Source organism: Mediterraneibacter sp. 210702-DFI.5.30 (assembly GCF_020560115.1).
Classification (GTDB): Bacteria; Bacillota; Clostridia; order Lachnospirales; family Lachnospiraceae; genus Mediterraneibacter; species Mediterraneibacter faecis.
On record NZ_JAJCME010000012.1, the window covers coordinates 1 to 15,171 of the forward strand.

Genomic DNA, 15,171 nt, shown 5'->3' on the forward strand with positions numbered 1-15,171 from the left:
TACCATAGAAGACCTTGCTGTTATTAGCTATTTACAGAAAAAGTTTCACATACTCTGTTCCTACAGAAATTTCTGTGAACATTCGGGAGTTTTTTGCTGCGAACAAGTAACGTTCGCAGGTGATATTTACTTATCAAGACTTGCCAGGACATCTTCCAGAACATCCTCAACAGAATCAGTTACTTCATCCGCATAGTAGGATACACCAGGTGCACTGTTTGACATTGCGTAGCTGTGACCGACCAGTTCCAGCATTTCCAGATCATTATACTGATCTCCGAATGCCATACATTCTTCCGGCTTTACATGGAATAATTTCATCAGGTTAGAAAGAGCAGCACCTTTATTTGTTCCCGGAGCAATGAAGTCAATCCAGATATTTCCGGAAGTAACAACCTTAATCTCTGCACCGAACATTTCCTGTAAGTGTTCTAAATATTGCATGATTACTTTTGTGTCATCAATCATATTACAGATTGCAATCTTGAGAAATGGACCTTCGATTTTGCTTAGGTCGTCTACAATTTTTGTTGTGTTCTGCATGACATTTACAATATGATTTACAAAAGCTTCATGATTATCTTCAATCAGACAAGCATCTTCTCTGGAGATGAGAATATCAAAATTCGGTGATTTTTTCACTTCATCTATAATGCGGCAGGCAAGGTCATCTGCAATTATTCCGCGAGAGATTACCTTTCCCTGATGAATACAGATGGAACCATTTTCTCCAATATAGGAAATCTCGTCCTTAATCTCAGAAAACAGTCTACGCTCATTATCATACTGGCGTCCGCTTGCAGCAACAAAGTGAACCCCTTTCTGTGTCAGTTCATGAATCAGCTCTATGGCACGAGGAGTCAGTTCCTGTGCTCCGTTATGAAGAAGTGTACCATCAAGATCACTTGCAATTAATTTGATCATATGTAAAATCCTCCCGATTTTTCAAACTCTGTTTACGCAAAAAAGTTTAACATCATCTTTCGAAAGAATCAAGAAAGTTATTTCGCAATCACTTCTTCTGCACGTTTCAGTGCAGCGCTGATATTCGGCTGGAAGTTCTCTTTTCCAACCAGCTCTGTGAATCTGGCTTTCTCCATAACTTTCATTGGCTGTTCGTTGACGTGGGAGAAGACAACCGTAATTCCCTTTGACTCACAGAATTCTACCAGATCAACCAGAGCATTCATAGCAGTACTGTCCAGTGCAGGAACGCTTCGCATACGAAGAACGAGGCAGGTAGTAAAATCTTTTACGACAATGTGTTCAATCGCACTTGCTGCTCCGAAGAACAGAGGTCCTGAGATTTCGTAGACACGGATCTGAAGTGGAAGTTTCTGAAGGTGTTCATCGACATCCGGGGTGTCATCATCCACATAAGTCCAGCTGTTGACGTGTGTTTCTTCACTCATACGCTTGATAAAGAGTAGGCAGGCAAGAACCATACCAATCTCAATCGCTACGACCAGGTCGAAGAGGACTGTCAGGATAAAGGAAGCAAAAAGTACAATGATATCACTCTTTGGAGCAGTCTTGACCAGTTTTACAAAGGTACGCCACTGGCACATATTATATGCAACGATAAACAGGATTGCTGCGATTGTTGGCATTGGAATCATTCCGGCATATGGCATCAGTACGACAAGTACAATGACCAGTGTAATGGAATGAACGATTCCGGCAATCGGAGTACGTCCGCCGTTTTTAATATTTGCAGCAGTTCTTGCAATAGCTCCTGTCGCAGGGATTCCGCCGAAAAGGGCAGAAGCAATGTTGCCGGCTCCCTGGGCTACAAGTTCCATGTCGGAACGGTGTTTACCGTTGATCATTCCGTCTGCGACAACACAGGAAAGCAGAGATTCAATCGCTGCGAGAACAGCAATCGTAAATGCGTTCGGAAGTGCATTTTGAACAACTTCAAATGATACAGCCGGAAGATGGAAGGATGGGAGTGAGTTGTTGATCGTATAAAGATTTCCAATTGTAGAAACTTTTAACGGCAGGAACTGAACCATCAGGATTCCAATGATAACTGCGATCAAAGATCCAGGAATTCTTTTGAAGATGTATGGAGCAATGATCAGAACAGCAAGACTTACTGCGCCGACAATCAGTGCATCAATATTAATTGTAGAGAAGTTTTCAACAACAGCACGGAATTTCTCTGTTGTCTCGATCGGTTTTACCCCATCCGGGTAGGTAAGTCCGAAGAAATCTTTCAGCTGTCCGATTACAATTGTAACAGCAATTCCGGAAGTGAATCCGGTTGTGATCGTAAATGGGATGAATTTGATCAGACTTCCGAAATGGCACAGTCCCATCAGAACCAGAAAGATACCGGCGAGGATTGTCGCAATGACAAGTCCATCCATTCCGTCTTTGGCAACAATGCCGGCGACGATTGTTGCGAATGCAGCCGTTGGTCCGGCAATCTGTACACTGCTTCCGCCGAGTGCAGAGATGACAAATCCGGCAACGATCGCAGTGAAGATACCAGCTTCCGGGCCTACACCGGATGCAAGTGCCAGCGCAATTGACAGCGGCAATGCAATAATTGCTACAATGATTCCGGCAGTTACGTCTTTGATGAACTGAGAACGATTGTAGCTCTTTAATGATGTAAGTAACATCGGCTTCAATGAATTCATTTGATTGATCAATCCTTTCTTTTATGATAACTATAAAACATAACCTTTCAAGTATAGCATAGAAAAAGGGACACTGAGAAGAGAAAACCTTGTATGTTTTTAAAGACATGAAGAGGTTATTGTTCACTCACGTGTCAATCACTTCGCTGATTGACACGGAGGATGCATGTTTTGGTTTGAATGTATCTCGCCCTATCGCCAGAGGCGATTTAAAATGGCGAGATGCGTTGCTGGTCGCACACAGTGTGAACAGTAACATGAAGAGGAATGTTAAGAGAAAAAAGCTTGTATCTGATTTATAAAGGTAATATAATAGGAATAACTTGTAAAGCATGTCTTATATAATAAAAATATGTTTTACGGTAGTAAATTTGTGAATAGATCTGATAACAAAAGGGTATCACAAGAAAGAAAAGGAAGATTATTATGGGAAAATATTTTGGAACAGATGGTTTCCGTGGTGAGGCGAATGTAGTTCTTACAGTAGAGCATGCATTTAAAGTAGGACGTTATCTTGGATGGTATTTCGGACAGGACCACAAGGCCAGAATCGTAATCGGAAAAGATACAAGAAGAAGCAGCTATATGTTTGAGTATGCACTTGCTGCAGGACTGACAGCATCAGGCGCAGATGCTTATCTTCTTCATGTAACGACCACACCAAGTGTTTCATATGTAGTAAGAACAGAGGATTTTGACTGTGGACTTATGATTTCAGCGAGCCACAATCCATACTATGATAATGGTATCAAGGTAATCAACAGCGAAGGTCATAAGATGGAGGCTGAGGTTGAGGCAAAGATCGAGGCTTATATCGATGGGGAGATTGATGAGATCCCGCTGGCAACAAAAGAGAGCATTGGCCGCACAGTTGACTATGCAGCAGGAAGAAACCGTTATATCGGTCATCTGATTTCTCTTGCAACACGTTCCTTCAAGGATATGAGAGTTGGACTTGACTGTGCGAATGGTAGTGCGTCAAGCGTTGCAAAGAGTGTATTTGATGCACTTGGAGCAAAGACTTATGTAATCAACAATGAGCCAAATGGTGTGAATATTAATACAAACTGTGGTTCTACACATATCGAAGTTCTGCAGGAGTATGTAAAAGAGAAACATCTAGATATCGGATTTGCTTATGACGGAGATGCTGACAGATGTATCGCAGTTGATGAGAATGGAAATGTTGTAGACGGAGACCGCATTATGTATGTATGTGGTAAATATCTCATGGAGCAGGGAAAACTGAAAGACAATACAGTTGTTACAACAATTATGTCTAACCTGGGACTTTATAAAGCATGCGATAAGATTGGTATGAAGTATGAGCAGACAGCAGTTGGTGACAAGTACGTTTATGAGAACATGCTTAAGAATGGATATGTTCTTGGTGGAGAGCAGTCCGGACATATCATCTTCAGCAAGCATGCACGTACAGGAGATGGTATCCTGACATCTCTTATGGTTATGGAAGCGATCATTGAGAAGAAGCAGACACTTGGAACACTTGCAGATGAAGTGAAGATCTTCCCACAGCTTCTGAAGAATGTTCGTGTAAAGGATAAAAAGACGGCACTGGATAACGCAGCAGTTCAGGCGGCAGTAGAGAAAACAGCTGAAGAACTCGGAACAGACGGACGTATCCTTGTTCGCGAGAGTGGAACAGAGCCGGTAATCCGTGTTATGGTAGAAGCAGCTTCTGATGAAATCTGCGAGAAGTATGTAGACAGCGTAGTGAAAGTGATCGAAAGCGAAGGACTTTGCGAGTAAATAATTAAGAAGAGAGTTGTCGTGTAAGACAGTAAAAGATGCCTTGTGAAATATAGTTTTTCGCGAGGCATCTTCTTTGTTCAAAAAAAGAAGAGAAACATTTTAAAATGAATCCCCTCTTTTAACATCTAATAGAAAATATTTATTTGATTTAAAATTAATCGATATATTTCAGCCATCCTTCCGGTGCTTCGATACGTCCCATCTGGATACCGGTCAGTGTATCGCGAAGTTTTGCGATTGTAGGTCCCATCTGTTCCATTCCACTAGGGAAGCAGATTTCTTCTCCGTGGTTGACAATCTTACCAACCGGTGAGATAACAGCGGCTGTTCCGCACAGACCACATTCAGCGAAGTCTTTTACTTCATCAAAGTAAACATCTCTTTCTTCTACTTTCAGTCCGAGATAATGTTCAGCAACATACATCAGAGAACGTCTTGTGATAGACGGAAGAATTGTTGTGGAGTGTGGTGTAACTACAGTGTTATCTTTTGTTACGAACAGGAAGTTTGCTCCACCTGTCTCCTCAACTTTTGTTCTTGTAGCGGAGTCAAGGTACATATTTTCATCAAAACCATTTGCGTGAGCTGTAACAATTGCGTGAAGGCTCATTGCATAGTTCAGTCCGGCTTTGATGTGTCCTGTTCCATGCGGTGCGGCGCGGTCAAAGTCTGATACGCACAGTGTCAGTGGCTTCACGCCGCCCTTGAAGTACGGACCAACCGGAGTAGTAAATACACGGAACTGATAGTCAGTAGCAGGTTTTACACCAATTACAGGATTGATTCCGAACATATAAGGTCTGATATAAAGTGTTGCTCCTGTTCCGTAAGGTGGAACGTAAGCTTCATTTGCCTTTACTGTCTGAACAATAGCATCAACAAATTTATCTTCCGGGAAAGGCGGCATTTCAAGACGTTTCGCTGAGTCAACCATTCGCTTCGCATTGAGGTCTGGACGGAAAGTGACAATGTGTCCATCCTCTGTTGTGTAAGCCTTCATTCCTTCAAATACTGTTTGTGCATACTGAAGAACTCCGGCACATTCATTCATGACGATGTTAGGATCTTCCGTGAGACCACCTTCATCCCATGCTCCATCTTTATAATTAGCTACAAAACGCTTATCTGTAGGGATATATCCGAATCCGATATTTTCCCAGTCAATGTTTTTTTTCTCCATTGTAGTAAATCCTCCATTCCTTTATGCGGCGAAAGACCGTATGATTTCTAATTAACGCTATTATAATACCGTCAATTGAAAAAATCAAGAGTGCGCTCTGTTTTTTGGAAATGTTTTTACGGACATGTAATAGTCAGAATCTAAATCCTGCAACTAAATAGTTACAATAACTGTCTGATATCCGGCACGCTTCAACCGGCGTTCCATTTTTACAGCTTCGTCAAGCGTATCATATTCTCCGACCGTTACCCGGAATAAACCATCCCCTTCTGTCAAAACAGCAGGAAAATTCATTTCGGTTAATTCATTCAGGAGCCGTCGTGCATATCGTTCGCTGCGGAAAGCCCCGGTCTGCACTGCATAGTGAGGGAGAGAAGAATCACTGCTGATTTCTCCGCTTTCTTCTAATGTATCAAGGATTCCCTCAGCAATCGCAAGCGCAATATCATCAAAGTTATCATCAAAGAGCCGGTTATCAGTGTCAGAGTTGATAAATCCGACCTCTACCAGAACCGCCGGCATCTGTGTACGGCGCAGAACGACCAGACCGGGGCGTTCTTTTACGCCGAGATTGATGAAGCCGAGAGCTTCAAGGCCTTCATTAATATTTTGAGCCATTGTGTACTTCAGACCGGATTTGTTGTAAACTAGAGATTCTACGCCGGATACGGTATTATCTGTTGGATAAGAATTACGGTGAATAGACAGAAAGAAGTCTGCACCGGCTGCATTTGCTTCCAATGCCTTCTGATAGGGAGATTCATAAATGTCTATTGTACGTGTATAGAGCACATCGATTCCACGTTCCTGCAGCAGTTCTCCAATGGCAAGCGTTAAAGATAAGGTGTCATCCTTTTCCCGGCGGCCGTTATAGACAGCTCCGGGGTCACGACCGCCATGACCTGCATCAAGCATGATAGAATAAGACATATAATCACCTCATTATTTTGTGCTTCTATATATTATATGAAAGCGCGCATTGCCTGTGAAACGTCAAAAAATGCCGGCTGCGATAATGCAGCCGACATTTCAAAAAGTTCTATTCATGTGAGTGTTTGTCAGTTTCAGAAGGATCTGAATTCTCTTCATCCGCTTCTTCCTCTGTATCTGCTCTTTCAGGAAGATAAACATGTACCGTTTCTACGCGGTTCTTATCCAACTTCTCGACCACCAGACGAATTCCATCTTCAGTGACAACTTCATCACCCATCTGAGGTAAACGGTCCAGATGTTCGATGATCAGTCCTCCGAGAGAATCATAATCTTCAGAGTTAAGTTCTGTATGTAAGTGATCGTTCACATCATCAAGACTCATGGAGCCTTCGATAATATATTCATGATCAGAAATCTCTTTGATCAGTTCATCTTCATTCTCATCATATTCATCATGGATCTCACCAACAATCTCTTCCAGAATATCTTCCAAAGTGATGAGTCCTGCCATCTCACCGTACTCATCCAGAACAATTGCAATATTAAAAGTAGAATCTCTCATCTCTACAAGAAGTTCAGAGATATCTTTGAACTCATAAGTGAAATGAGGTTTTCTTAAGAAATCCCGGATATTGAACGGTGTATCATGATCGTAAAGAAGCAGATCCTTCATGTTAATAATACCGACAACATTATCCTGTGTCTCTTCGTAAACAGGAAGTCTTGTGAATTTGTCTTCACGGAAAATATCAATCAATTCATCGAAGGTACTATTGACATCAGCAAATGTAACATGTACGCGAGGAACCATAATGTCTTTCGCCTTGGCATCGCCGAGATCGAATACGTTGTAGATCATCTCTTTTTCATCAGACTCGATTACACCATCTTCATGGCTGACATCCACAATGGTACGAAGTTCTTCTTCTGTCATAGCTTTATTCGCCGCATCCGGATCTACGCGAAGGATCAGCATGATTCCGCGGGAAAACAAGTTAATGATGAAAATGACAGGAGTCATGACCGTCATGAAAAACTTGATGACCGGAATATAGCGAAGCGTAAGCTTCTCAGCGTTGATCGTTGCATAATTCTTCGGTGTAATCTCTCCAAATACAAGGATTGCCACTGTCAGAATCAGTGTAGCAATGCTGACCATGTATCCACCAAATGAATAGGCAAGGGTTGTAGCAAGAGAAGATGCCGAAACATTCACAATGTTATTACCAATCAGGATCGCACTGAGCATCTTCGCTGTGTGATTCTCTGTGATATCAAGAGCCAAAGCTGCCCGCTTGTTCCCACCGTCTGCGAGAGAGCGGAGTTTAATTTTATTCACTGACATCAGCGCAGTCTCGGTTGATGAAAAAAATGATGAAAACAATAGTAAAATTAACAGTATAATTAATAGGTACGTGTCACCTGCGTCCACTTTAAATATTCACTCCTTTGATTAAAAAATGTGCCTCCAAAGAGGCTTGATTAATTTTAGATATACGCATTCATTATACATGGTTTATTAGTGTTTGGCAAGGCAATATACTTTACTTTATGAAGTGGGTGGTGTATGATGTTGATGACTGATAAGAATATTTAATACTATTATATAGAAGAAACGGAGTATAGATATGGAATTGTACAATAGATTGTGCACTATTACAAAACAGGAAAATGTATTAAAAGATGAGCCGATGAAGAAACATACAACATTTCGTATTGGTGGTCCGGCAGATTATTTCGTGACGCCTGAATCAAAGGAAGAGATCCAGGCAATCGTTGAGTTATGCAAAAAAGAGGAAATCCCATATTCTGTGATCGGAAACGGAAGTAATCTTCTTGTTGGAGATAAGGGATATCGTGGCGTAATCCTTCAGATTTTTAAGAAAATGAATCAGATCAGGGTAGAAGAGAATAAGATTTATGCCGGAGCAGGCGCACTTCTGTCGAAGATTGCGGCAACAGCACTGTCAGAATCTCTGACAGGCTTTGAGTTTGCAGCAGGAATTCCGGGAACATTAGGCGGAGCCGTTCGCATGAATGCGGGTGCATACGGCGGAGAGATGAAGCAGGTACTTGAGAGTGTGGAAGTGATGACAGCAGATGGAGAATTTCTCACGATCCCGGTAGAAGAGATGGGGCTTGCTTATCGGACAAGTGTGGTAGAACAGAAGAATTATATTGTTCTTGAAGCAGTGATTTCTCTTGAAAAAGGAAATCCGGAGAAGATCAAAGAAGTGATGGATGATCTGAAAGAAAAGAGAGTGACAAAGCAGCCATTAGAGTATGCAAGTGCAGGAAGTACATTTAAGCGTCCGGAAGGATATTTCGCAGGAAAACTGATTGAAGATGCAGGACTTCGCGGATTCAGGGTCGGAGATGCACAGGTCTCTGAAAAGCATTGTGGTTTCGTGATCAACAGAGGGAATGCAAGCGCAGCAGAGGTTATGGAACTGATGCGTCAGGTAGAAGATAAAGTAGAAGAAAATTCAGGAGTCCGTCTGGAAGCGGAAGTAAGAAGAATAGGAGAGTTTTGATATGCGTTTTGTTATCGTAACAGGGATGTCAGGAGCGGGAAAATCAACAGCACTTAAGATGCTTGAGGATATGGGATATTTCTGTGTGGACAATCTGCCAATCGCAATGTTTCCTGGATTTGTGCAGATGATTGAGAATTCAGAAACTTCAATGAAGAAAGTGGCATTGGGAGTCGATGTGCGAAGCGGACAGGATATTTCTGGATTAGAGAAAGACCTTGAGCAAATGGATGAAAAGGGAATCAAATATGAGATTCTGTTTCTGGACGCAAAGGATTCTGTACTTGTAAAGCGATACAAAGAAACGAGAAGACAGCACCCTCTGAGTGGGTCGGGACGTGTGGATACCGGTATTGCGAAAGAACGTGAGAAGACCGCATTTTTGAAAATGAAGGCAACGTATATTCTTGATACAAGTAAGATGCTGACAAGAGAACTGAAGATTGAACTTGAGAAGATTTTTGTGAAAGGTGAGAGTTTTTGCAACCTCTATATCACAGTAATGTCCTTTGGTTTTAAATACGGAATTCCGCAGGACGCAGACCTTGTATTCGATGTGCGTTTTCTTCCGAATCCGTACTATATTGATACATTGAAAGAAAAAACAGGAAATGATCCGGAAGTTCAGGATTATGTCATGCAGAATGACAAGGGACCGATTTTCCTTGAAAAATTAAAAGACATGGTTGAATTTCTGATTCCAAATTATATTTTGGAGGGAAAAAACCAGCTTGTGATCGCAATTGGATGTACCGGCGGAAAGCATAGATCTGTAACGCTGGCGAATGCGTTATATCACACGCTTGAGACAGAGGAAAGTTATGGCGTCCGTATTGAACATCGTGATATTGGGAAGGATAGTATCACAAAGAGAAAGTAAAAGGTGGAAAATATGTCATTTTCTGGAAAAGTGAAGGAAGAGCTTGCGAGGAACATCAGTTCAGCCAGACATTGCCAGATTGCGGAACTGACGGCTTTTATTGGCATGTGCGGGACGGTTGTAATCAATAGTTTTGACCGGTGCAGTATCAAGATTCGTACAGAAAACATTTTAGTTGCAAGAAAGGTCTTTACATTAATAGAAAAAACATTTAATATAAGGAGTGATATTTCCGTTCGGAGAAATATAAAGAAGCAGACAGAGACCTATTCTGTTATCGTAAAAAAGCATGAAGATGCGATACGTATCTTACAGGCTACGAAGATGATAGGGGAACAGCAGGAGAATGCGGAAGAGTTGCATGCCGTGAATCCGATGATTGTCCAACAGGTTTGTTGTCGAAGAGCATTTCTCCGCGGAACGTTTCAGGCGTCCGGATCTATGAGTGATCCGAACAAGGCATATCATTTTGAGATTGTTTGTTCCACAGAAGAGATGGCGCATCAGATCTGTGATCTGATCTGCAGTTTTTCTATGGACGCGAAGATCGTGCTCAGAAAAAAGTCATATGTTGTTTACCTGAAAGAAGGAGCACAGATAGTAGATATTCTGAATATCATGGAGGCACATGTCTCATTAATGGAACTTGAGAATGTAAGAATTCTCAAGGAGATGAGAAATTCTGTGAACAGAAAAGTGAATTGTGAAACTGCCAATATTAATAAGACAGTATCAGCAGCAGTGAAACAGCTGGAAGATATTACATATTTGAGAGATCAGATAGGATTTGAGAATATACCGAAAGGATTAGTCGAGGCCGCTCTTGCCCGCCTCGAGCAACCGGAAGCAACATTGAAGGAACTGGGAGAATCCCTGAATCCTCCGGTTGGAAAATCGGGTATCAACCACAGACTGCGTAAGCTGAGTGAGATGGCAGACAAAGTTCGGCAAGAACAAGGAGGATTATTATGATTAAAACATCTGTTGTAGTGAAAGCGGACCCAGGGTTTGATGGACGACCGATTGCCCTTCTCGTACAGGAAGCCAGCCAGTATGCGAGCAAAGTGTACATTCAGGTAGCCGAGAAGAACATCAATGCAAAGAGTATTATGGGTATGATGAGTCTGAATCTGATCGGAGGCGAGGAGATTACCGTTGTGACAGACGGCGAGGACGAGCAGAAAGCAGCTGAAGGCATTAAGACATTCTTTGCTAACGTATAATAACAATAAGAGGGTAATTGAAGTCACAGAGAGATAACCATGTGATTACAAATGAATATAGAGGGGCTGTACTTTGAGGAGGAGTACAGCCATCTTTTTCTATGGGGGAGAGTTTGCAGCTGATGTGAACACAAATGATTTTTGAATAAGGAGGTATTTGTTTATGAAAAGAATGCTATTTGTTTACAATCCGAATTCAGGAATGGGACTTCTGAAGCCGAAACTTTCAGATGTGATCGACACTTTTGTGAAGGGCGGATATGAGGTAACGGTTTATCCTACACAAAGAAGTCAGGATGCTGTAAGAAAAGTCAGTGAGTACAAAGAAGAATATGATCTCGTGGCATGTAGTGGCGGAGATGGTACATTGGATGAAGTCGTGACCGGTATGATGATGCGAGAAAATAAGACGCCAATCGGATATATTCCGGCCGGAACAACGAATGATTTTGCAAGTAGTCTGCATATTTCCAAGAATATGCTGGAGGCCGCAGATACAATTGTAACAGGAACACCATTTTCCTTTGATATCGGTCAGTTTAACGATGACTACTTCGTATATATTGCAGCCTTTGGTATTTTCACAGACGTGTCATATGAGACGAAGCAGAGTATGAAGAATATTCTTGGTCATATGGCTTATATTCTGGAAGGAACCAAGAGACTGTTCAATATTCCGTCTTATAAGATCAAAGTCACACATGACGGAGAGACGATTGAAGATGAGTTTATCTTTGGAATGGTGACAAATTCACGCTCTGTAGGAGGATTCAAAAGAATCACAGGAGAAAATGTCATTTTTGATGATGGCGTTTTTGAGGTGACACTCTTTAAAACACCAAAGAATCCAGTCGAGTTGAACGAACTGATTGGGGCAGTTGTGATGCGTCAGATTAATTCAGACAGAATATACTCCTTCAAGAGTGGTGAAGTCCGTTTTGAATCTGTTGAGGCAATTCCATGGACTCTGGATGGAGAGTACGGCGGTACTCATGAAGAAGTTGTAATTAAAAATAAAAATCAGGCACTTCAGATCATGGTTAAGGAAGAAGCCGTAGAAGATCTGAGTGAACAGTTGGTGGAAGCAGAGGAAGTCTGAACACATAATCTGAAATATTTTCAGTGATATTTTAGAAAATCACCCCTTTTTTGAATTTTAGGTTTATTGAACAATCGCGGAAAACCGCGTAAAATCAAGAAAAAACGGCAGTTTGAAATAGAAATAAAAATTTTTTGAAAAAAATTTAAAAAAGGGGTTGCATTTTCTGAAAGCCTGGTATATAATAACTATTGTCTTGTGGCGGTAACAAAAAAGACACAGACGAAAATGAATAAGGCTCCGTGGTCAAGCGGTCAAGACGCTAGCCTCTCACGCTGGAATCAGGGGTTCGATTCCCCTCGGAGTCACTAAAGGAAGCTCGTATTTACGAGCTTTTTTTGTGCTTGAAAATCACTGAAGCATATAATATGATTGTAGAATTGAAAAAAAAGAAAACATAAGGAATGTAGTTGTGGAGAATATTTGTTATGATTAGAAAGTTGCTGAACGGAGATATAGATAGAGTTGCTGACATATGGTTAAAGACAAATTTAAAAGCACATTATTTTATTCCCAAGCAATACTGGACAAGTAATTATGAATTAGTGAAAGAAATGATGTCACAATCCGAAGTCTATGTATTTGAAGAGGATGAAATGATACAAGGATTTGTAGGACTAAATAATGAATATATCGAAGGTATTTTTGTTTCTGATGAGATGCAGTCATGTGGCATAGGCAAGCTTTTATTGAATTATATTATGGATAAAAAAGTCAGATTACAATTAAATGTATACCAGAAGAATACCAGAGCAATTTCTTTTTACCAAAGAGAAGGGTTCATTATTCAATGTGAAGGTTTGGATGAAGCTACTGGTGAAAAAGAGTATACCATGCTATGGAAACAAAAATAGAAAGCTGGATTTGGAGAATTTAAAAATATAATATGAAATGCGAGATGGAGCGTATGGAAATAAACCATACGTTCTGTTTTTTGCCTTTTTGGATAGTGTATTGTCCTAAAGTTATGCCATGATGGTCGATTCCCTAGCACAAGTGATAGTGTAATCTTGCTATTTTTCCAGTATTATAAATAAAAAGTAATGTTGATAAAATGGGGAAATTTGAAGGGAGGATTGCATATGGGTCATAAATCAAACGAAACAAAGGAATTTAGAAATACCATAATCGCAATGATCGTATTAGTGATTTTAGGACTTCTTATGTTAATCACAGGCGGAAATAGGCTTATGTCTAAATTTGCATATAGCCGCTCGAAAGATGTCCGGAAGGTCACAGCATATGTTGAAGATTATGAATACATTTCTGACTCTGATGATGATTACGATACATATAAGGTAAAGGTTTCATATGTAGTGGATGGAAAGACCTATAAAGGAAAAGATACGCTTTATCATGATACTTACATCGGGGAAGAAATTACAGAGGAAGTCTATTTGACATCACAGGGTGACTACAAATTAAGAGGCGACAGTGATCCATTTACATTCCTTTTTGCTTGCATACTTATTCCTGTGGGCGCACTTTTTATATTCATTGGTCTTTGGTGTATTAAGAATCTGTTTGAAAAAAAGAATGCGAGGTGATCAAATGAATTTTTCCTGGGGAGATTCAATATTTTTTGCATTTTTGTGGGCAAGTGTGTGGGCCGGAGCCCTCACCTGCTATGTTTTAGATTGGAAAGTCGAATGGATGCAGCCAAAACTGTGGTTTCTTTACGTCAAGAAAAAATTAAATAAATCAAAGACAATCTTTTTCAAAGCAACGAAGATTTCTCGAAAGGTGCTTACCCCTTTTGAAACCATATTATCTGCATTAGAAAAGGGTAATATTCAAAATTCTTCTGTAAATATAGGACAGTCTTATCGCCAGAAAATCGAACATGAGATGAAACTTTTACAGGCGAATGACATAACTCATGAAATTCGTATAGCTTACGCGAAACTGCCTGAGGTAAATGGAAAGAAACAAGATTTCAAACATTGGAATGATGCCGGACGTGAATGGAGAGAGGCCATACTGCAAGGTACCGTATCAAACCGGTATCGTAATAAAAAAAGTGGAAAAATCCTGTATGAGGACTTTTTCCCACATGGCGCAATCTTACTTAGACAATCCAGGCATATCCGTCATGATGAAGTTGAAAGTAAAAACAGAAATGAAGAGCGGCAATTTTATTCTGAATATCAGAAAATTATATGCCCAAGCTGTGGCGCTGAGATTTCACTGAATAGTAATGAAACGCACTGTCCTTATTGTGGCGGATATATCAAAAAAGATTTCTTTGACTGGCAGATAGAAGAGCTCCTGATCTATCAGGATTTAAATCCGAATGATTATAATTATAAAATGGTGGCAGCAACACTCCTGGTTTTCTTTCTTCCGGCAGTCCCTTGTTTTCGATTTATCCAAAGCATTGAGATCATATTGGCAGTTCCTTTTGTACTTACAGTTATATTAGCTGTCATTCTCGGAGCAGTGCTCCTAAGAAGAAAGAATGGTACAGAAGAATTAGAAGAACAGATCGTTCGTTATGATGAAAAAGTATTACTTGTAGACCTCAATGAAGCTCTTAATGATGCAGAACTGACATCCGATGCATTATTTTACAGTGTGGACAAATTACAATTGAAAGCTGTAGATAATACCGAAACCCAGACAACGATCACGATCCAGGCAGTACTCCACAAACTTATTCTCGAAAAGAACCAGAAGATTATAAAAAAGGATAAAAAGATGGAATCGAAATTATACAGAGCACGCCATCCAAGACGAATGAAGTCAAAAGGTCAGGCGGTTTTCAGTGAAAAAGAATGTCCTAGCTGCGGTGCTAATTTCATGCCTGATAAAAATGGTTGTTGTTCCTACTGTGGATACCAGCTTACTGTGGATAATTCAAAATGGAGACTTGTTAATCTTTAGCGATTGTTTCAAAAACAA

At 40.6% G+C, this 15,171-nt stretch carries 14 protein-coding genes and 1 tRNA gene; 10 read left to right on the top strand and 5 right to left on the bottom strand.

Annotated elements, in window-relative coordinates; genetic code table 11:
• Positions 1 to 126 precede the first annotated feature (126 nt).
• Positions 127 to 924 (bottom strand): HAD family hydrolase, encoded by a 798-nt coding sequence (locus LI126_RS11670; protein ID WP_227165441.1) that lies wholly within the window; start codon positions 922 to 924, stop codon positions 127 to 129.
• A 77-nt stretch (positions 925 to 1,001) separates the two neighbouring features.
• On the bottom strand, positions 1,002 to 2,648 hold the full coding sequence (locus LI126_RS11675) for a SulP family inorganic anion transporter (protein WP_227165442.1): 1,647 nt from the start codon (positions 2,646 to 2,648) through the stop codon (positions 1,002 to 1,004).
• 426 nt (positions 2,649 to 3,074) lie between these two features.
• On the opposite strand from LI126_RS11675, the gene glmM reads away from it, so the two are divergent.
• Positions 3,075 to 4,418, top strand: coding sequence for a phosphoglucosamine mutase (gene glmM / locus LI126_RS11680; RefSeq protein ID WP_055147962.1), 1,344 nt, complete (start codon positions 3,075 to 3,077; stop codon positions 4,416 to 4,418).
• A gap of 157 nt (positions 4,419 to 4,575) precedes the next feature.
• Here the strand turns inward: glmM and LI126_RS11685 are convergent, their stop codons facing one another.
• The 3 genes from LI126_RS11685 to LI126_RS11695 form a co-directional block, all read right to left on the bottom strand.
• On the bottom strand, positions 4,576 to 5,601 hold the full coding sequence (locus LI126_RS11685; RefSeq protein WP_226861262.1) for a branched-chain amino acid aminotransferase: 1,026 nt from the start codon (positions 5,599 to 5,601) through the stop codon (positions 4,576 to 4,578).
• Between the two features lie 153 nt (positions 5,602 to 5,754).
• Entirely contained in the window at positions 5,755 to 6,531 is a 777-nt protein-coding gene (locus tag LI126_RS11690) for an N-acetylmuramoyl-L-alanine amidase (protein WP_227165443.1), read from the bottom strand.
• A 109-nt stretch (positions 6,532 to 6,640) separates the two neighbouring features.
• The gene (locus LI126_RS11695) at positions 6,641 to 7,966 is read right to left on the bottom strand and encodes an HlyC/CorC family transporter (RefSeq protein WP_081016886.1); all 1,326 of its coding nucleotides are present in this window, start codon (positions 7,964 to 7,966) and stop codon (positions 6,641 to 6,643) included.
• A 196-nt stretch (positions 7,967 to 8,162) separates the two neighbouring features.
• Between LI126_RS11695 and murB the strand changes: the two genes are divergently transcribed.
• The 9 genes from murB to LI126_RS11740 all read left to right on the top strand — a co-directional run bounded on the left by murB (position 8,163) and on the right by LI126_RS11740 (position 15,153).
• On the top strand, positions 8,163 to 9,068 hold the full coding sequence (murB, locus tag LI126_RS11700; protein WP_020437236.1) for a UDP-N-acetylmuramate dehydrogenase: 906 nt from the start codon (positions 8,163 to 8,165) through the stop codon (positions 9,066 to 9,068).
• A gap of 1 nt (position 9,069) precedes the next feature.
• Positions 9,070 to 9,948, top strand: coding sequence for an RNase adapter RapZ (gene rapZ, locus LI126_RS11705; protein ID WP_055147953.1), 879 nt, complete (start codon positions 9,070 to 9,072; stop codon positions 9,946 to 9,948).
• Positions 9,949 to 9,960: 12 nt separating this feature from the next.
• Positions 9,961 to 10,920 carry a DNA-binding protein WhiA gene (gene whiA, locus LI126_RS11710; RefSeq protein ID WP_117498935.1) on the top strand — a complete coding sequence of 320 codons (960 nt, stop codon included), beginning with the start codon at positions 9,961 to 9,963 and terminating at the stop codon, positions 10,918 to 10,920.
• A complete protein-coding gene (locus LI126_RS11715; RefSeq protein WP_015528640.1) occupies positions 10,917 to 11,171 on the top strand; it encodes an HPr family phosphocarrier protein in 255 nt (84 codons plus the stop codon). The genes whiA and LI126_RS11715 overlap by 4 nt, the downstream gene beginning before the upstream one ends.
• A 163-nt stretch (positions 11,172 to 11,334) precedes the next feature.
• Positions 11,335 to 12,270: a diacylglycerol/lipid kinase family protein gene (locus LI126_RS11720; RefSeq protein WP_055171611.1), complete on the top strand. Its 936-nt coding sequence runs from the start codon at positions 11,335 to 11,337 to the stop codon at positions 12,268 to 12,270.
• A gap of 236 nt (positions 12,271 to 12,506) precedes the next feature.
• Positions 12,507 to 12,578 (top strand) — tRNA-Glu (locus tag LI126_RS11725).
• Positions 12,579 to 12,698: 120 nt separating this feature from the next.
• Complete coding sequence (locus LI126_RS11730) at positions 12,699 to 13,124, top strand: GNAT family N-acetyltransferase (RefSeq protein WP_227165444.1); 426 nt, start codon at positions 12,699 to 12,701, stop codon at positions 13,122 to 13,124.
• 228 nt (positions 13,125 to 13,352) lie between these two features.
• The gene (locus LI126_RS11735) at positions 13,353 to 13,817 is read left to right on the top strand and encodes a hypothetical protein (protein WP_227165445.1); all 465 of its coding nucleotides are present in this window, start codon (positions 13,353 to 13,355) and stop codon (positions 13,815 to 13,817) included.
• A 4-nt stretch (positions 13,818 to 13,821) separates the two neighbouring features.
• On the top strand, positions 13,822 to 15,153 hold the full coding sequence (locus LI126_RS11740; protein WP_227165446.1) for a zinc ribbon domain-containing protein: 1,332 nt from the start codon (positions 13,822 to 13,824) through the stop codon (positions 15,151 to 15,153).
• Positions 15,154 to 15,171: the final 18 nt, after the last annotated feature.